The organism is Reyranella sp. (assembly GCF_052439685.1).
Classification (GTDB): domain Bacteria; phylum Pseudomonadota; class Alphaproteobacteria; order Reyranellales; family Reyranellaceae; genus Reyranella.
The window spans coordinates 1-18,182 of the sequence record NZ_JBQVQG010000048.1; the positions used below are offsets into that span (position 1 = coordinate 1).

Sequence of the window (18,182 nt, forward strand, 5' to 3'; positions counted from 1 at the left end):
GCGGCTGGAGGACGGCAAGTTCCGCTGGCCCGGCGTGCAGGACGCGATCCTGCGGCTAAGCGCGGCTGAGCTGCAGGATCGCGACCTGCAAGCTGATCGACATCGAGCCTTATCGATACCTCGCCGACGTCATCACCCGCATCATCGAGGGCCATCCCAACCGCCGTCTCGACGACCTGCTGCCATGGGCCTACGCCACTCCGCAAGTGCTCAAGGCCGTGGCCTGAAAACGACCCTTACGATTCAGGCGCCCCCACCTAATCGAGATTCAGTATATACGCCTTTTCAGGGTGAACCCTGTGGAGGCCTCGCACTACGACAGCCAGCGCTTGCGTCGTTTGTAGTGCTTGGTGTCGCGGTAAGACTTGCGCGCGCCGCCCTCGTTGAGGCCGAGGTAGAATTCCTTGATGTCGGAGTTATCGCGCAGTTTGTCGGCCGGCCCTTCGAGCACGATGCGACCGTTCTCCATGACGTAGCCGTGATCGGCGACCGCGAGCGCCATGGTGGCATTCTGCTCAACCAAGAGGACCGAAAGTTTCTCCTGCTGGACCAAGCGACTGACGATGCCAAAGATCTCTTCGACCAGCATGGGCGCAAGGCCGAGCGACGGCTCGTCCAGCAGCACGACCTTGGGTCGGCTCATCAATGCCCGGCCGATCGCCAGCATCTGCTGTTCGCCGCCCGAAAGGTAGCCGGATTGCTGATTCCGCCGCTCCTTGAGCCGCGGGAAATACGTATAGACCAGTTCGATTCCCTGCTTCACCGCACTGCCGTCCTTCCGGACGTGGCCGCCGGCAATCAGGTTCTCCTCCGTGGTCAGATGTTCGAACACGCGCCGGCCCTCGAAAACCTGGGCGAGACCGAGCCGCGTGACATCGTGCGCACGCATGCCGTCAATGCGACGGTCGCCGATCTGGATCGTACCCTTGGTGACCTCGCCGCGCTCACTGTGCAGCACGCCGGAGATCGCCTTCAGCGTCGTCGTCTTGCCGGCGCCATTGGCGCCCAGCAGGGTCGTGATGGCACCTTCGCGCACGTCGATCGACACGCCCTTGAGGACGAGAATGACGCGGTCGTAGACGACTTCGATGTTGTTGATTGCCAGCATGGGGTGTCGGGCAGCGGTTTCCCGCCGCCCGCGCGCTCCTTCGTTCAGGACTTTGAGGCTTCTGCCGCGAGATGCTTCTGGATGATCTCGCGATACCCCTGAAACCAGTCCTTAGTCCGGACGAGCTTTCCGCCCTTGACTGTCCAAATCTGGACCCATCCGCCACCTTCGTGATCAGCGGGCGTGATCTCCATCGGCGGCACCAGGCCGCCCAGGGTGAAGCCCTTGATCGCTTCCATGCCCTTCTTGACCTCTTCCGAGTTCGGCACCGCGCCAGACTTGGCCTTGATCGCATTGCGGGCCGCCTCGACGTGCAAGGCTGCAACGAAGACGCCGCGGTTGTAGTACACTGTCGAGTCCATTTCCTTCGGCACAGGCTTACCCTGCGCCTTGTACATGGCCTCGATGTCTTTGATAACTTGGAAGTCCTTGCCGACGCCAGCGAACTGGATGCCATTGTAGCCTTCAGCGACGCCCATGCCGCCGGCCGCGATGATGTCGGCCTCGGCGCTACCCCACACGAAGGCGACGACTTTACTCAGCGGATAGCCCTTGCCCTTCAGCTCCTTGATGGAGACCGACGGCGAGCGGCCGAACAGGTGGGTGATGACGAAGTCCGGCTTGAAGCGGCTGGTGATATCAAGGACTTGCGCCCCCATCTCTAGACCTGGTGCGGGCACCGCGAAGGTCCGCAATTCGAACCCCTCGGACTTAGCGAGTTCCTCGAAGATCGGCATCGGCTCCTTGCCCGCTGGGTTGTCAAAGAAAAGGTAAGCGATCTTCTTACCCTTGAGACTCCCGCCCAGCTTCTCCTTGGCGAATGCCACCGCAGCACCGGCTTGCGACCAGTAGCTGGCGGCGATCGGGAAGGAATAAGGGAAGCGCTTGCCGTCCGCAGCCGAGGCGGATCCGAAGCCCGGAGACGTACCGAGAATCTTGTCCTCCTCTAGCTTCTTGGTCAAAGCCATCGTCGACGCGGTTCCGAAGAGCCCCTCGAGGACCGCACCCTCTTTCTTGAAGCGCTCGTGCGCTTCCATGGCGGGCGGCACCTTATACTCGTTGTCGACCTCGAGAACCTTGATCTTGTAACCCTCGACCCCGCCCTTGCTGTTCACCAGGGCAATGTAGTCGTGATAACCTGGGCAAAGGTTGACGCCCACTGTGGCCGTCACACCAGTTCGATCGCACTGGAGACCGAACACCAGTTCCTTCTGCGCGAAGGCTTGGCCTCCGCCGAACATCAGGGAGCCAGCTATCGCCGACATTCCCAGCCAACTCCTAGCGAACCTCGTCATGGGTTTCTCCCTTCGCTTCGCCGTAACGCCCCGCTCTAGTAGGAGAAGGGCCAAACCCGGAAGTAGCTCCGGATATTCCGCCACAATCTATTGAGCCCTTCAGGCTCGACGATCAGGAAAAGGATAATCAGGCCGCCGAACACGCCTAGCCGCACTCCGGAGATGACGTTCGCCATCTCAGACTCAGTGAAGAACAGCGAGCCAAAATTCTCAAGTACGATACGAAGTACAATCGGCAATAAGGTTACGAACAGTGCCCCGAAAATCGACCCCAAAACTGAGCCCAGCCCGCCGATGATGATCATGGCGAGGTAGTCGATCGAGACGATGAGCTGGAACTGCTCGTAATTGGCGATGCCGAAATAGTAGGTGTAGAGCACGCCGCAGACCCCGGCATAGAAGGAAGAGATCGCGAACGCCATCAGCTTGTAGCGATAGATGTCGATGCCGATGATCTCGGCCGCGATGTCCTGGTCGCGCACCGCCACGAACGCCCGGCCGATGCGGCTGCGCACCAGGTTGAGCGTCGCCACGATAGCCAGCACGGCGAAGAACAGCAGGAAGAAATAGAGGCTGCCTTGGGTATTGAAGCTAAAGCCGAACAGACTAGGCCGGTCGATCTGGATCGAAGCCTGCGCGCCGCCCGAGATCGCCGGCACGTGGTTGATAGTCCACTCGATGATGAGCTGCCCCGCTAGCGTAGCGATGGCGAGGTAGAGGCCCTTGATGCGTAAGCTCGGCATGCCGACGACGACGCCGATCGCCGCCGCCATCAGCCCCCCCGCCGGCAGCGTGATCCAGAACGGCAGATCTAGCTTCACCGCAAGGTTGGCTGCGGTGTAAGCGCCGACCGACATGAAGGCGCCATGCCCCAATGAAATCTGGCCGGTGTAACCCACGAGAATGTTCAGCCCGAGCGCGCCCACGATGGCGATGAAGATCAGATTGAGGATAGAGAGGTAGTATTCGTGGACTGTGAGCGGCACGATCACCACAAAGAGCAGCGCAAGCACGGCGACAGTCCACTTGGCGATCGGCAGCGGATAGAGCGCCATGTCGGCGCGATAGGTCGTCTTGAAGACTCCGGATTCACGGTGAAACATGGAACTACACGCGCTCTATCTTGCGTTTACCGAAGATGCCGTAGGGCCGGATCATCAGTACAAGGATCATCAGCACATAAGGCGCGAAGTCCTTGGTTCCGCCGCCGACATAGGGATCTAGGTATCCGGCGGCCAAGCTCTCAACGATGCCGATGATCAGGCCGCCGACCAGCGCACCGCCGATCGAATCGAGACCGCCCAGGATCACCACTGGGAACACCTTTAGCCCGACCAATGCCAAGTGCACATCGACACCCAGCATGCTGCCCCAGACGATGCCGCCCAAGGCCGACACGACGCCAGCCATCGCCCAGGCGAGCGCGAAATAGCGCTCGACGTTAATGCCCATCGCCTGAGCCACCTGCTGGTTGTCGGCCACCGCCCGCATGGCGACGCCCATCCGGCTCCTCTTGAAAAACCAACTGAATGCCACGAAGAAAAAAATCGCCACCACCGCGCCCGCGACCTGGATCGGCGGCAGGCTGGCAGGGCCGAAGACAATCGGCTCGTCACCGATCGGCAGCGACACCGCCCTAGTCTCGCTGCCGAAGATCACCGGCCCCAGGCCGCGCAACATGGCGGCCAAACCGATAGTCGCCATGATTACCGCCACGACGGGTCGACCGAGTAGCGGCCGCAACACGACGCGTTCGAGACCAAAGCCGAAGGCGATCATCGTCGCCAGTGTGATCCCAATAGCACCGATCAGCGGCATTCCTGCATAGGAGAGTGCCAGTGCCACGATGAGCCCAGCCAGCATGACGAACTCGCCCTGGGCGAAATTGATCGCGTCGGTCGCCTTGTAGACCAGCACAAATCCCAGCGCGATCAACGAATACATCAATCCGATCGAGACGCCGTTCAGCAGCAGCGCGAAAGCGAAACCCAGATCCTCAGACATCCCCACTCCTCAGACGGCCGGACGCCTCGGCGCACCCGTTCATATCGTGGACTGCGATAGTCGAATTGATCGTCGAGCGGCGGCCATCTTCGAAAGTAATGTCCATGGTCAAGTCGACCTGGTCCTGGCCGCCATAGAATGCTTCGATGACGGCGACATATTTCTCGGCGACGAACTTGCGCCGCACCTTGCGTGTGCGCGTCATCTCGGCGTCGTCGGCTTCGAGTTCTTTGTTCAACAGCAGATAGCGTTTTACCTGCTGGATATCGGGCAGGGTCGCATTGGCCTTGGCGATCTCGGCGCCGATCAGCGCGGCGACCTCGGGCTTACGGCTGAGGTCGATGTAGCTCGTATAGGCGAGGCCCTTCTTCTCAGCCCACGAGCCCACTGTTTGGATGTCGATGGCGATCATCGCCGCCACGAATGGCCGCCGATCGCCAAAGGCGACGGCCTCGCGGATGAACGGGCTAAACTTCAGCTTGTTCTCGATGAACTGCGGAGCGAACGCCGAGCCGTCGGAGAGCTTTCCCACATCCTTGGCCCGGTCGACAATGACGAGGTGGCCCTGCTTGTCGAAGAACCCGGCATCGCCTGTCTTCAGCCAGCCATCGAGCGTAAGCGTGTCCCGCGTCGCTTCCTCCTGCTTGAAGTAGCCGACGAACACGTTCGGGCCCTTCAGCATGACCTCGCCTCGGTCGTCAATCTTTATCTCGATGCGGGGTATGGGGCGACCGACCGTATTGGGATTGGTCTCCGCATCAGCCTGGCAAGCGATCAGCGCCGTCGCTTCGGTGGCGCCGTAGACCTGCTTCAAGTTGACGCCGAATGAACGGAAGAAGCGATACGTGTCGGGACCGAGCGGCGCACCGCCGGTGTAGCACCAGCGTGCGTTGCGCAGCCCCAGTTGGTCGCGCACCGGGCCATAGACCAGCACTTCGCCCAGCGCCAGCCCCAGTCGGTCTGCGAGCGACGGCGACTTGCCGTCGGAGCGGTCCAATTCGCAGCGCTCGGCCAAGCCCCGGAAATAATCGAAGATGCGACGCTTGAAGGGCGTGGCATCGACACTCTTGACCTGCATCTGCGTTAGCATGCTCTCCCAGATACGAGGCGGTGCTAGCATGACGTTGGGCCCGAGCTCACGCAGGTCGCGCTGCACAGTCTCGGGATTCTCGGGGCAATTGGCGGTGAGCCGCGCCACGAGGGCCATGCCCAAGGTGAAGGTCGTATCGCCCACCCAAGCCATAGGCAGGTAGGAGAGCCAATTGTCGCCGTACTTTACGTCGTTCACCTCGATGAACGCTTCAGCCGTGGCGATCATGTTGTGGTGAGTGAGCATGGCGCCCTTGGGAGTTCCTGTCGTGCCCGACGTGTAGGCAATCATCGCCGTATCGTCGGCTTTTCCCTTTGTCAGCTCGGCCTCATAGAAGCTCGGATTCGCAGCGCCAAAAACACGCCCGGCTTCGAGCACGCTCTCGAACGAGCGCAGGATCGGATCGTCGTAAGCCCACAGGCCGCGCGGATCGTCGAACACAATCAAGCGCAGTAGCGGCAGCTTGTCTTTCAACGACAGCGCCTTGTCGACCTGCTCCTGGTCCTCGGCGACGATCACCGACGTTTCAGCGTGGTTGAGAACAAAGGCGAGTTCCGACGCGATCGAGTCTTGGTAAACCGGCACCGATACGCCACCCAAGACCTGGGCAGCGAGTTGCGCAAAGTAGAGCTGCGGCCGGTTGTCGCCGATCACCGAAAGCCTGTCGCCGCGCCCGAAGCCGTGCGACGCCAACCCAAGTGCGAAGTCGCGCACCTGGTCGCGATACTCGGCCCAGCTATAAGTCTGCCAGACGCCGCGGGTCTTCTCTCGCATGCCGGCGCCAAGCGGGGTGGTCGCGGCGTTGTACTTGACCAGCTTGGGGAGAGTATCGGTTTGAGATGAGTTGACCAGGCTCATGTCCTTCCGCCACCCTTGCTCGTGCCCAGATAGGCTTTGATCACCTGAGAATCGCGCTGCACCTCGTCAGGCGTACCAGAGGCAATACGCCGCCCGCGGTCGAGCACCACAACCTTGTCAGAAATATCCATCACTACGCCCATATCGTGTTCGATCAGGACGACGGTCACGCCGCGTTCCTGGTTCACATCCAGGACATAACGGGCCATGTCCTCCTTCTCATCCTGATTCATGCCGCCCATCGGCTCATCGAGCAGCAACACCTTGGGTTCAGACGCCAGTGCCCGGCCCAACTCGACACGCTTGCGCAGCCCATAAGCCAAAGCCGAGGTCGGCTGCTTGCGCAAGTCCTGCAGCTTCAGGAACTCGATGATTTCCTCGATCGCCTCGCGATGGGCGATGTCCTCCTTCTGCGCCATACCCCAATAGATGACGCTCGACAGCACACCCGCTTTCATCCGCACGTGGCGGCCCAGCATCAGATTGTCGAGAACGGTCAAGCCGCTGAATAAGGCGATGTTTTGGAAGGTCCTAGCGATACCCAAGGAAGCAATATCGCTGGGCTTCTTCTGAGTAATGTCCCGGCCTTCTAGGAGGACCCGGCCGGTGTCGGGCTTGTAGAAACCCGAGATCATGTTGAGCAAAGATGTCTTGCCCGCGCCGTTGGGGCCGATGATGGAAACGATACCGCCGCGCGGCACCTCAACCGAAACGTCCTCGACGGCGATGACGCCGCCAAACCGCTTGGACAAATCAGCAATGCCTAGGATCGAAATGTCGTCCACCTTATCATACCTCTCGACGCCTTCACCGCAGATCAGCTATCTTCAGGTCTATGTGGCCGTAGACGTGCCCACTGAGCAGCGGGACACAACACTTCACAATGGTACGCTTGCCGCCAAACCCAGCACGACCACGCATGCATCGAATGAGTAACCGCGTCCGAAGCGCCATCCCTGAGCATCGATTTCACTTTTTCTAGTGACTGTTTGATTTTCGGGGAGCCTACTGGCGATAAACAAGGGCCGTCAACAAGATAAATATGAATCCCAAGCTTGGACCGGCTCCGCTCTCGGACGATGCAAGCGACACTGGCCGCCTGCTCGCTGAAAGCGATCACATCATCCTCTATGCATCCGCTCGACCATGCCGCAAGAGACGTCCTGGCATTACTGATGCCGAGGAGTTGAAGGTGTCATGGTTGGATTGCCTCACCACTTTACCATTCACAACCACGGCCTCGACGCCTACCGCGTCGGCAACAAGACGGTCTGCACCACTGGGAAGGTCAAAGATCCGGCGAATCTTGCCACTGCCGATCGTCGTCGGGTCAAACACTACAATATCCGCAGGCCGGCCCAAGGCAATCAAGCCGCGATCCGAAAGTCCAAAAACCTCGGCCGGACGGCTGCTTAGCTTACGAACCGCCTCTTCGAGCGGCAGTGCGCCCTTCTCACGAACCCAATGGCCAAGCAGATAAGTCGGCAAGCACGCATCGCAGAGTTGACTTGCATGGGCACCGGCGTCTGACAAACCGATCACCGTGCACGCACTCTTCAGCAATCGTTCAACTTCGGCTTCGTCATGGTTTGCCACCGGCATACGGAACCGCGCCTCCAGGTTTGTCGCCAAGGCGAGATCGAGTGCCATATCGGTCGGTTTGACCTTTCGCTCCCGCGAAACATCAATCAGCAATCGCTCCTCCAACTTTGGATCGGGACCGAACTGCGAGATAATCGTCTTTGCGAAAGCGGACCGAAAAGACTCTCTTGCGCCCCGCTCCATCAGTTCGGCGAATCCAGCTCGAAAGCTAGGATCGGCATAGATGCGACGTTTGGCGTCCAGATCTGCTGCAGCAACCGGCTTGAACAAGGACATCGGTTCGAAGAGAAAAGGTTGTTTGAACTGGTAGTCAAACATGAGAGCACGCGGCGTTACTTGTGGAAAGATTGGCAATCCCTCCGCCGCCAACTCCTCGGATCGCCGAAGCTGCTCCCGGTGATCACCGGATCCAAGTGAAAGGCCTGTAAGCATTGCTGTCCAAGTCACGGGGCGACCAGTTGCTCGTGCGATTTGCGCGAACTCGTCCAAGAACAGCTCTTTACCGACAGTCGCCTGGAAAATTCCGCTGCCGACCTCGCCCAACACCCCGGCCAGCGCGAAAATTTCCGACACTTCCGCAGCCCGACTCGGCACCGGCCTGCCGCCGTAGCCGACGTGGGTTGCAGCCTTCGATGTGGCAAATCCGATCGCGCCGGCGGTTAGGGCCTCCCGGACAAGTTCCCGCATGCGCGCCAGCTCATCCGGGCGCGCATGTCTTTCGGTCGCCTCCTCGCCCATGACGTAGAAGCGCACCGGCGTGTGGCCGACAAGAACGGCAACATTGATCGCACTGCCTTGCCGTTCAATCGCGTCGAGGTACTGAGGAAACGATTCGAAAGGCCAAGTCTTCCCAAGCCCCGCTTCCAGCGCCTCGACGCTCATGCCCTCGACCTTTTCCAGGGTCCGGAGAATCAGACCGCGATGCTCCGGCCGCGTCGGCGCAACGCCGAAACCACAATTCCCCATCACGGCCGTCGTGACGCCATGCCAAGGCGAGATGCTAAGCATCCGATCCCACATGATCTGGGCATCGTAGTGGGTGTGAATGTCGACGAATCCCGGCGCTACAATCAATCCGCCAGCGTCGATCGTTTGTGCGCCTTTGCCGGAAATCTCGCCAATGGCGGCGATCCGCCCATCCTTTATGGCAATGTCACCACGGAATCGCTCGCGCCCCGTGCCGTCTACAATGCAGCCACCGACAATCTTCAGGTCGTAGTCCATATTGTGCACTCCTCGCCGTACTGGTCTTAGCTGGAACGCGCCGATCGGGCAGCGCAGGACTGTTGGGACATAAACCGTTGCCTAGCCTCCAAATCCTTCCGCGCCAGCGAAGGACCGCAGCATTCGCTCTGGCGTACCGGAATTGGCGTTGCGGCCTCCATCAATTCTAACTAATACTAGAAATTGCCAAGAGTCTAGTCAGTGCATCCTCGTCACCTTCTTGGAAATGAACTGTCGACAGAGCTTCAGAGAGAGCGTGTATTTTCTTGTTTGACCAGCGACCCACGGCCGAGGAAACGCCAAGATGCATGTAGGGATGAGTACATTCTTCCAAAACCTGTCTGGTTTGTCCGATCGTCAGGTCTATCGTCATGAGCTGGCCATGGCAGATCTCGCCGAACCTCTTGGCTTCGATTCGATCTGGGCCGCCGAGCACCACTTCGACGACTACACAATGTGCCCGAATGTTGCGCAGTTCCTGACGTATATGGCTGGCCGCACCAAGCGAGTTCGACTCGGATCCATGGTCATGGTGCTTCCATGGCACGATCCGGTTCGTCTGGCAGAGGAAGTGGCCGTACTCGATCACGTCTCCGATGGCCGGGCGATCCTCGGTATCGGACGTGGGCTTGGGCGTATTGAATTCGATGGCTTTCGAGCGACCATGGGGGAGTCCCGACAGCGCTTCGTGGAATACTCCGAGGCGATCCTTGGTGCCCTCGAAACAGGGTGGATTGAAAGTGCCGGCAACTACTACCGGCAGCCGAAGACCGCCATTCGCCCCTCCCCTCACTCCACCTTCAAGGGACGGGTCTACGCTTCCGCGGTGTCACCTGAATCCGCTCGAATCATGGCGCAGCTAGGTGTCGGTCTGTTAATTATTGCGCAGAAGCCTTGGGATAAGACGATTGCAGAGCTCAATGCATATCGGGAAATCTATCGCGAAATCCATAATGGCGCTGAACCCCCCAAGCCGATTTTGGCGTGCTTCATCTGTTGCAATGAGGACGCGAAAGTGGCCGACGCGATGCATGAAGAGTATGCGCGAGGCTATAGCCGCTCAGCGCTCGAACATTACGAGTTCCACAACGAGGGCCTCGCCGACATCAAGGGGTATGAGTATTACGGCGCTCTGGCGCAAAACATAAAAAAACATGGCGTCGATGCTTTTGTGAATTTCCTTGCTGACCTACAGGTGCGCGGAACACCACACCAAGTCTACGAGCAGATGCTAAACTATCAACGGTTAACCGATTGTGGCGGATTCATTGGGATTTTCAGTTTCGGCGGAATGCCGCACGACATAGCTCAGGCGAATATGCGCCTGTTCGCAAAGGAGGTTCTTCCGCGTCTTCAGGCCTTGGACGTGGGTGCATCCGTTGGGATGCCCTTGGCTATCGCGGCTGACTAGCCAATGGTCGACATCGGTCTTGGCGGCAAATCCGTACTGGTAACCGGCGGCGCGTCCAATATTGGACGCGCTATCGTATTTGCCTTCGCTCGAGAAAACGCCAATGTCGTTTTCGGCGACATCGATGAAGAGCAGGCACAGCGAACACTGAAAGACGCCACCAAGCAGGGTAAAGGGCGGGTCATCTTCCAAGCAGCGGATGTGACTAAGGAAGAAGACGTAAACGCGCTCATCGGGCGCGCCATGACCGAACACGGACGCCTGGATGTCCTGATCAACAACGTCGGTTGGGATCGTCCGTCAGTTTTCGCTCGGCAGTCGACGAAACACTGGCGGCGGCTGATCGAGGTCAACTTGGTTTCGACAATCCTGTGCACCCAAGCCGCGTTGCCTCGGCTTGTCGATGCCGGTGGAGGCACGATTGTTTCTGTCAGCTCGGATGCCAGCTTTGGCGAGGCTCGGGAAACGGTTTATGGAGCAGCAAAGGCCGGCATAAACACTTTCATGAAGGCAATTGCAAAGGAGTACGGCCGCCATGGCATCCGGTGCAATGTCGTGGCTCCAGGCCTAGTCTTGCCGGCGGCGTCGAAAGAGATTGGCACCAACAGCCTGTGGATCGGCCGCGACGCCTTCTTTTCCGATGAACAAGTGGAGAAAGCCAGAAGGGTGATCCCGCTCGGCAAGATTGGTCGGGCTGAGGACATTGCCAACGCGGTGCTGTTCTTCGCCTCGCCCAGCATGGCGGGACATGTTTCTGGGCAAGTACTGAGCGTGAGCGGTGGGTATGCGACGCCCGGCTGAATGAAAGGTGACAGCATGCGCAAGCGTTTTGCGATCATCGGCGCGGGCATGTCCGGCATGCTCGCGGCCATCAAGCTCAAGCAACGTGGCATCGAGGATTTCACGATCTACGAAAAGGCCGCCGGTCTGGGCGGCACTTGGCGCGACAATACCTATCCCGGCCTGTCCTGCGATGTGCCCTCCCACGTCTATGCCTACTCCTTTGAACTCAAGGGCGACTGGACGTGCCGCTTCTCGCCGGGCGCAGAGATCCAGGGATATTTCGAGGGCGTCGCCGCGAAGTATGGACTGACCAAACACTTCCGCTTCAACAGCGAGATCGCGCGCGCCGAGTATCGCGACCGGCGCTGGCATCTTTCGGTTCAGGACGGCACGACCGACACGGTCGATTTCGTCATCGCGGCCACCGGCGTGCTGCATCACCCGGCCTATCCCGACATCGCAGGCCTCAAGGACTTCGAGGGCCCTTGTTTCCATTCCGCGCGCTGGGATCATTCGGTCGCGCTCGAAGGCAAGCGGGTCGGCATCGTCGGCACTGGCTCGACGGGCCTCCAGATCGTGCCGGCCATCGTCGACAGCGTAGCCAAAGTGAAGCTATTTCAGCGCACCGCGCAGTGGGTGCTGCCGCTCGCCAATCCGGCCTACAGCGAGGACGAGAAGGCGATGTATCTCGGCTCGCCCGAGAGGCTGCGGCAATCCTACGATTTCTGGGCGCAGCGTTTCGTCGACACCTTCGCCCGCGCCGTGGTGGGTGACCAGAATGAGCTGCAGAAGATCGAGGATGCCTGCCGCGCCAACCTTGAGGAGAACGTCCCCGACCTCAAGCTGCGACGGAAGCTGACGCCCAACTATCGAGCGGCCTGCAAGCGCCTCATCATGTCCGACACGTTCTACCCGGCGATGCAGAAACCCAACGCCGAGCTATTGACCGACGGTATCGGGCGGATCGAGGCGGCCGGCGTGCGGACCAAGGATGGCATGCTGCACGAGCTCGACGTGCTGGTGCTGGCGACCGGGTTCGACGGCCATGCCTTCGTGCGGCCGATGGAGGTCGTGGGCGAGGGCGGTCGGCGGCTGGCCGACGCCTGGGCTGTCGCCAACGAGGCCTACCGCTCGGTCGCGGTGCCGAGCTTCCCCAACTTCTTCATGCTGGTCGGACCCAACAGCCCGATCGGCAATTTCTCGGTAATCATGATCTCCGAGCTGCAGATCGATTACATCCTGCAGCTCGTTGACCTGGTATGCGACGGTAAGTGCCGCGCCGTGGCACCCAACGCAGCGGCGTCCGCACGCTTCAATGCTGCCCTGCGCGAGGCCATGAAAGGCACGGTCTGGGTGTCCGGCTGCAAGAGCTGGTATCTCGACCGCAACGGCAACCCCGCGCTCTGGCCGTGGAGCTTCGACCGCTTTCGCGCCGAAATGCAGAAGCCCGATCTCGAAGATTTCGACCTCGCGGCTTGAATTTGACCAACGGCCGAAAGGTGACCTGGCCGCAGAAGCACAGGCCCACCCGCATCGAAACTTCCCAAGGAGGTTAAGCGATGGATGATGATTTGACAGCATTGATGTCGTTCCTTCGCAAGCAGCCGTCAATGTCTAGCGCGACCGTGGCGGAACGGCGCGCGGCCTACGACCGCGCCGAGCGAGCCTTTGCCCTGCCGGTTGGCGCGACGATTCGACTCTGGGAGCGCAATGGATTGATCGGAGAGCTGGTCGAACCGGAGCATCCAGTCGACGGCCGCACTATTCTATATCTACACGGCGGCGGATATGTGATCGGATCTCCTCGATCGCACAGACATCTGGCCGCCGCGATAGCGATTGCAGCAAGTGCCAATGTACTATTGCTTGATTATCGCCTCGCCCCCGAGCACCCGTTCCCCGCCGCGGTCGACGACGCCGTCGCCGCGTATCGCCTGCTTCTCCAGGACATCGGATCTCAGCGATTGGCCGTCGTGGGCGACTCGGCCGGAGGCGGCCTTACTGTGGCGACACTAGTCGCCGCTCTTGGTGCCGGTGATGCCATGCCTGCGGCCGCGGTTTGTTTATCTCCCTGGGTTGATTTGACGTGCAACACCATTGCAGCGTCCGCCGCTACAATCAGCGATCCACTCGTAAAGACTGAAGACATCGTAGCCTACGCGTCGTCCTATCTTGGAGCCAATCCGGCAACCCATCCCTTGGCATCACCACGGTTCGCGGATCTTCGCGGCCTGCCTCCAATGTTGATACACGCAAGCACTTCCGAAATGCTGGCGTCTGATTCGCTGGGGCTCGCCGACGCAGCGCGGGCAGCAGGTGTGGATGTCACTCTGGAAATGTTTGAGAGGGTCCCTCACGTTTGGCACTGGTTCTGGCCACGTCTCGAAATAGCCAAAGCTGCCATTGCGCAGGTCGGCGCGTTTCTCAAGACCGTCTGGATGGAGCAACAGGCGCCAACGAAAGCTGAAAATAGGAGGAGGACGTCATGACGCTGCCGGCCGAGACCGATGCCACCAGCCCGAAGCATCTGCGCGACAAGTACGCCATCGTCGGTGTCGGCGAGACGACCTACACGCGAGGCTCGGGCAAGACGACGCGCGCGCTGGGGACGTGGGCGGTGCGCAACGCGATAGAGGATGCCGGCCTGAAACCATCCGACGTCGATGGCATGCTGTCCTACCAGTCGGGCGATTCAACCTTCTCGACCTTCATCGCCGGCGACCTCGGCATCCGCGCCAACTTCTACATGGACGTGTTCGGCGGCGGCTCCTCCACGGAAGCCTTGGTCGGCATGGCGATGGGCCTGATAGAAGCCGGCATGTGCAAGGTCGTGGTGATCTTTCGCGCCATGAACGGTTTCTCGCAGGTGCGCATCGGCGGCACCGGCGCGCGTGCCGCGGCACCCGTCTCGGGTGACATGCTGCATAGTCGCAGCTATGGCTGGCAGAGCGCAGGTCAGATGTTCAGCCCGACGTTCATGCGCCATATGCACGACTACGGCACACGGCCTGAGCAGGTCGCCGCCGTCAAGGCGATCCACAGCGAACACGCTTCGAACAACCCAAAGGCCTTCTACAGGGAGCGGGTCAGTGTCGCCGACGTGCTTGCCAGCCGTATCATCTGCAAGCCGCTCCATTTGCTGGATTGCTGCGTCGAGACCGACAACGGCACGGCTCTCGTGGTAGCCAGCGCGGAGCGGGCGCGCGACTGCCGCCATCCGCGTACGTTGATCCGCGGCGTCGTCGGCCGCTGCAGCAAGCCGCGCCTCGACATGCACTACCAGCACGGACCGATCTCGACCGTCGCCGGTCGCTATGCCCGCGAGATCCTGTGGCCCAACGCCGGGGTTGGACCGGAGGATGTCGACGTCACCGGCTCGTACGACGCCTTCACCTTCACAACCATGCTGCAACTCGAGGATTACGGCTTCTGCAAGAAGGGTGAAGGCGGCGCCTATGTCAGCGACGGGACGATCCGGCTCGGCGGGCGGCGGCCCAACAACACCAGCGGCGGCCATCTGTGCGAGGGCTATACGCACGGCCTGAACATGGTGATCGAGAACGTGCGCCAGCTGCGCCACGATGCCGACGATTCATGTCCCGTGGGCCCCGACGGCAAGCGCCAGCATACCTACGACTACAGCGAGGGCGGTTGCCGGCAGGTCAAGAAGTGCGAAGTGACGGCCAATATGGGCTGGGCGAATCCGGGGACGGGCTCGGCCATGGTGATGCGGCGCGACTGAGGGAATGGGACACGACCATGGCGATCCAAGCCAAATATCTCGGCATGCCGCTCGACATCAACGACCTCGATGTCGAGAACCTTGCGTATTTCAAGCACTGTGCGGCGCATGACTTCCATCTCCAGAAATGCGGAGCCTGCGGCCTGCTGCGCTATCCGCCAACCACGGCCTGTCCGTGGTGCGCCAGCCCGAAATCGGAGTGGGTGCCGGTCGAGGGTCGCGGCGCCGTCCACTCCTACACCGAGGTCCATCACGCCATTCAGCCGGCCTTCAAGGCCCACACGCCCTATCTCATCCTCTTGGTCGACCTCGATACGCAGAAGTGCCAACCCAGCGAGCACGAAGCCTTGCGCGTCGTCGGCAACCTCGCGACGCCGGATGGCACGCTCGCGACGCCGGAGATGGTGCGTCGCGTCGGCATCGGCACGCGGGTCCGAATGGTCTTTGCCGATGCGGGCCCGGGCCTCGCTCTGCCGCAATGGACCATCGACGAGGCTGCATTTCACCCCCCCATGCCGTGGCGTTATCCGCAGGAGTGACGATAGGCAGAAATGGAATAGGAAGCTATGTTCGGCGGTCGCCGGAGTGGTCCGGAGGTCTTCGAGGTCGAGAATTTTATCCGTGCCGCCTTTGCCGTCAGAGCACGTATGGATCGCCGTCCGCGCGCAGGCGTTGCCTTCCAGGACACGCGGTCGATCGGGGGCAAGTTCCAAACGATACCATGACCGCGCGTACTGGCGGCTCGGCATTTGGCATGAGCACCCCACGGATCGTGCGGGTTCGATTGCTGTTGTTCCGTGACCGCAGCGCCTACACTTTCGCTCAGAACGAAGACACCTCGGCAGTGACGCTTGTAAGCATGGGATAATCCAATGGACGGGACTGCGACGGAAACTTTGGCAAAGTCGGCGGCCCAGCGTTGGCTTGGCGATTTCGCGACGGCACTAGCCTGCCGCGATGGCGCTCGCATCGCGGCGCTCTTCGCCAACGAGTGCCACTGGCGCGACATCCTCGCTTTCACTTGGAATCTGCATACGACGTCAAGCCCGGGCGCAATCGCACACAGAATGCTTCCCTCATTGGCCCGCACGGCGCCACATGGCCTGGAGCTCGCAAAGGGCCGCACGCCGCCGCGGTACATCGAGCGTGCGGGGACTAAGGCCATCGAGGCCATCTTTACTTTCGAGACCGTCATCGGTCCATGCAATGGCGTCGTGCGCCTGGTTTCCGAGGGAGGCGCGCCGCGTGCCTGGACGTTGATGACCGCGCTCGACGAGATACGCGGCCACGAAGACCCGGCAAATGGCAAGCGCTGGCAGGACGTCGACTGGAAGCGCAATTTCGGCGGCGAGAACTGGGCCGACCGCCGCCGACGAGCCGTCGCCTATGCTGACCGCGACCCTGCCGTCCTGGTGGTGGGCGCAGCGCAGGCGGGGCTGATGGTTTCGGCACGCCTGGGCATGCTTGGTGTCGACACGCTTGCGATCGACCGCGAGAAAAGGCTGGGCGACTCCTGGCGGCGGCGCTATCACGCGCTGACCTTGCACAACGAGACGCGCGTGAATCACTTTCCGTACATGCCGTTCCCACGCTCCTGGCCGGTCTTCGTGCCGAAGGACATGCTGGCCAACTGGTTCGAGATCTATGCCGAGGCCATGGAGCTCAACGTCTGGAGCGGCACGGAACTCACTGCCGCCCGCTATGACGACGCGGCCAAGCGCTGGACCATTACTCTGAGGCGGGCTGACGGCGGCGAACGCGTCATGCACCCGCGCCATGTCATATTCTGCAATGGCGTCAGTACGATCCCCAAGTGGCCAGACCTTCCGGGCCTCAACGAGTTCCGCGGCGCCGTGCGCCATTCGGGCGACTACGGCAGCGGGCTGGATTGGAAGGGCAAGCGCGCGCTGGTGCTGGGCACCGGCACGTCGGGCCACGACGTCGCCCAGGACCTCTCCGTGTCCGGTGCCACCGAGGTCTCGATCATCCAGAACGGTCCGACCCTGGTCGTCAGCCTCAAGGAGGCGCAGGCGCCCTATGCCCTCTACGACGAGAACATCTCTTTCGAGGACTGCGACCTCCTCGCCACCTCCTTCCCGTACCCGATCTACAGTCGCTCGCACCAACGGCTTACGGAGAAGAACGCGGTTGCCGACAAAGTGTTGCTAGAGGGGCTCAAGAGGCGCGGCTTCAAGCTTACCTCAGGCCCGGACGGCACGGGCTGGCAGATCATGTACGGAAACCGCGGAGGCGGTTACTACTTCGACGCTGGCTGCTCGCAGATGATCGTCGAAGGTCGAGTCGGCCTGATCCAGTTCGCGGACATCGAGCGTTTCTGCGCTAAAGGCGCGCTCATGAGGGATGGCTCCGTGCGGGCCGCCGACTTGATCGTGCTCGCCACCGGTTACGAGGGGCAGAGGGAAGCAGTACGCCACGTCCTTGGCGACGCGATCACTGACCGCATCGGCCCAGTCTGGGGCTTCGACGCGGAAGGTGAACTCGCCGGCATGTGGCGGCCTACCGGCCAGCCCGGCCTGTGGTTCCTGGCCGGCGGCCTGGCACAGTGCCGCATCTTCTCGAAGGTGCTGGCGCTGCAGATCAAGGCGAGAGAGCTGGGCATTGCCACCACGTGATACTGACCTTTGGACTGGCCGTTCGAGTTCGAAGCCGATTCGGACGGCACGATGCGAGCGCCGGGGCGCTCACCGCTGAGGCCAGGTCGAGTATGAGGGAACGGAACAGCGCGATCGTCATCCCACTCCGCGAGGGCGTCGGGATGATTGTCACGCAAACGCGGATCGTCCTCGACGAGGATGACGCTGGGTAGTGCCAAAGACGGCGCTCTTCTGGACACCCCGAACATGTGCTTGAGCAGCAGCAGGCCGATCACGAATCCTTTCGATCCTTAGGCACCCCTTGTCGCTGTAGAGCGACGCCATCTTGTCATCGATCCACGTCCGGTGGACCTTGCCGGCGAGCTGCACCAGCGTAAGCGGTGTTTTCAGGCCACATTGCTCTGAGGTGAGGCGCTGAGGCGAGTTTCCGACAGCGAGGTCAAGGGAGCT

15 protein-coding genes and 1 pseudogene are annotated in these 18,182 nt (G+C 60.9%); 8 read left to right on the plus strand and 8 right to left on the minus strand.

What is annotated here, in order from left to right; genetic code table 11:
* Positions 1 to 59 precede the first annotated feature (59 nt).
* Positions 60 to 227 (plus strand): annotated as a pseudogene (locus ACT6UX_RS29315) (transposase domain-containing protein); the annotation flags it as partial.
* Positions 228 to 313: 86 nt separating this feature from the next.
* On the opposite strand, the gene ACT6UX_RS29320 reads toward ACT6UX_RS29315, so the two are convergent.
* From ACT6UX_RS29320 to ACT6UX_RS29350, 7 genes are all read right to left on the minus strand, one after another.
* A complete protein-coding gene (locus ACT6UX_RS29320; RefSeq protein WP_444778685.1) occupies positions 314 to 1,108 on the minus strand; it encodes an ABC transporter ATP-binding protein in 795 nt (264 codons plus the stop codon).
* A 44-nt stretch (positions 1,109 to 1,152) separates the two neighbouring features.
* The gene (locus tag ACT6UX_RS29325; protein ID WP_444778686.1) at positions 1,153 to 2,373 is read right to left on the minus strand and encodes an ABC transporter substrate-binding protein; all 1,221 of its coding nucleotides are present in this window, start codon (positions 2,371 to 2,373) and stop codon (positions 1,153 to 1,155) included.
* Between the two features lie 65 nt (positions 2,374 to 2,438).
* Entirely contained in the window at positions 2,439 to 3,506 is a 1,068-nt protein-coding gene (locus tag ACT6UX_RS29330; protein ID WP_444778687.1) for a branched-chain amino acid ABC transporter permease, read from the minus strand.
* Positions 3,507 to 3,510: 4 nt separating this feature from the next.
* Entirely contained in the window at positions 3,511 to 4,407 is an 897-nt protein-coding gene (locus ACT6UX_RS29335; RefSeq protein WP_444778688.1) for a branched-chain amino acid ABC transporter permease, read from the minus strand.
* Complete coding sequence (locus ACT6UX_RS29340; RefSeq protein WP_444778689.1) at positions 4,400 to 6,355, minus strand: AMP-binding protein; 1,956 nt, start codon at positions 6,353 to 6,355, stop codon at positions 4,400 to 4,402. Before ACT6UX_RS29340 ends, ACT6UX_RS29335 begins: the two co-directional genes overlap by 8 nt.
* Positions 6,352 to 7,140: an ABC transporter ATP-binding protein gene (locus tag ACT6UX_RS29345; protein ID WP_444778690.1), complete on the minus strand. Its 789-nt coding sequence runs from the start codon at positions 7,138 to 7,140 to the stop codon at positions 6,352 to 6,354. The genes ACT6UX_RS29340 and ACT6UX_RS29345 overlap by 4 nt, the downstream gene beginning before the upstream one ends.
* A 343-nt stretch (positions 7,141 to 7,483) precedes the next feature.
* Positions 7,484 to 9,181: an N-acyl-D-amino-acid deacylase family protein gene (locus tag ACT6UX_RS29350; RefSeq protein ID WP_444778691.1), complete on the minus strand. Its 1,698-nt coding sequence runs from the start codon at positions 9,179 to 9,181 to the stop codon at positions 7,484 to 7,486.
* A 316-nt stretch (positions 9,182 to 9,497) separates the two neighbouring features.
* Between ACT6UX_RS29350 and ACT6UX_RS29355 the strand changes: the two genes are divergently transcribed.
* From ACT6UX_RS29355 to ACT6UX_RS29385, 7 genes are all read left to right on the plus strand, one after another.
* Positions 9,498 to 10,592: an LLM class flavin-dependent oxidoreductase gene (locus ACT6UX_RS29355; RefSeq protein WP_444778692.1), complete on the plus strand. Its 1,095-nt coding sequence runs from the start codon at positions 9,498 to 9,500 to the stop codon at positions 10,590 to 10,592.
* A gap of 3 nt (positions 10,593 to 10,595) precedes the next feature.
* Entirely contained in the window at positions 10,596 to 11,393 is a 798-nt protein-coding gene (locus ACT6UX_RS29360) for an SDR family NAD(P)-dependent oxidoreductase (RefSeq protein ID WP_444778693.1), read from the plus strand.
* A 15-nt stretch (positions 11,394 to 11,408) separates the two neighbouring features.
* Positions 11,409 to 12,854 carry a flavin-containing monooxygenase gene (locus tag ACT6UX_RS29365; protein ID WP_444778694.1) on the plus strand — a complete coding sequence of 482 codons (1,446 nt, stop codon included), beginning with the start codon at positions 11,409 to 11,411 and terminating at the stop codon, positions 12,852 to 12,854.
* Between the two features lie 80 nt (positions 12,855 to 12,934).
* Positions 12,935 to 13,864, plus strand: coding sequence for an alpha/beta hydrolase (locus ACT6UX_RS29370; protein ID WP_444778695.1), 930 nt, complete (start codon positions 12,935 to 12,937; stop codon positions 13,862 to 13,864).
* Positions 13,861 to 15,117 carry a thiolase C-terminal domain-containing protein gene (locus tag ACT6UX_RS29375; protein WP_444778696.1) on the plus strand — a complete coding sequence of 419 codons (1,257 nt, stop codon included), beginning with the start codon at positions 13,861 to 13,863 and terminating at the stop codon, positions 15,115 to 15,117. Before ACT6UX_RS29370 ends, ACT6UX_RS29375 begins: the two co-directional genes overlap by 4 nt.
* Positions 15,118 to 15,134: 17 nt before the next feature.
* Positions 15,135 to 15,656 (plus strand): Zn-ribbon domain-containing OB-fold protein, encoded by a 522-nt coding sequence (locus ACT6UX_RS29380; protein WP_444778697.1) that lies wholly within the window; start codon positions 15,135 to 15,137, stop codon positions 15,654 to 15,656.
* Positions 15,657 to 16,184: 528 nt separating this feature from the next.
* Positions 16,185 to 17,750, plus strand: coding sequence for a flavin-containing monooxygenase (locus ACT6UX_RS29385; RefSeq protein WP_444778698.1), 1,566 nt, complete (start codon positions 16,185 to 16,187; stop codon positions 17,748 to 17,750).
* Positions 17,751 to 17,900: 150 nt separating this feature from the next.
* Here the strand turns inward: ACT6UX_RS29385 and ACT6UX_RS29390 are convergent.
* A partial coding sequence (locus tag ACT6UX_RS29390; protein ID WP_444778699.1) for a hypothetical protein occupies positions 17,901 to 18,182 on the minus strand: 282 nt, incomplete at its 5' end.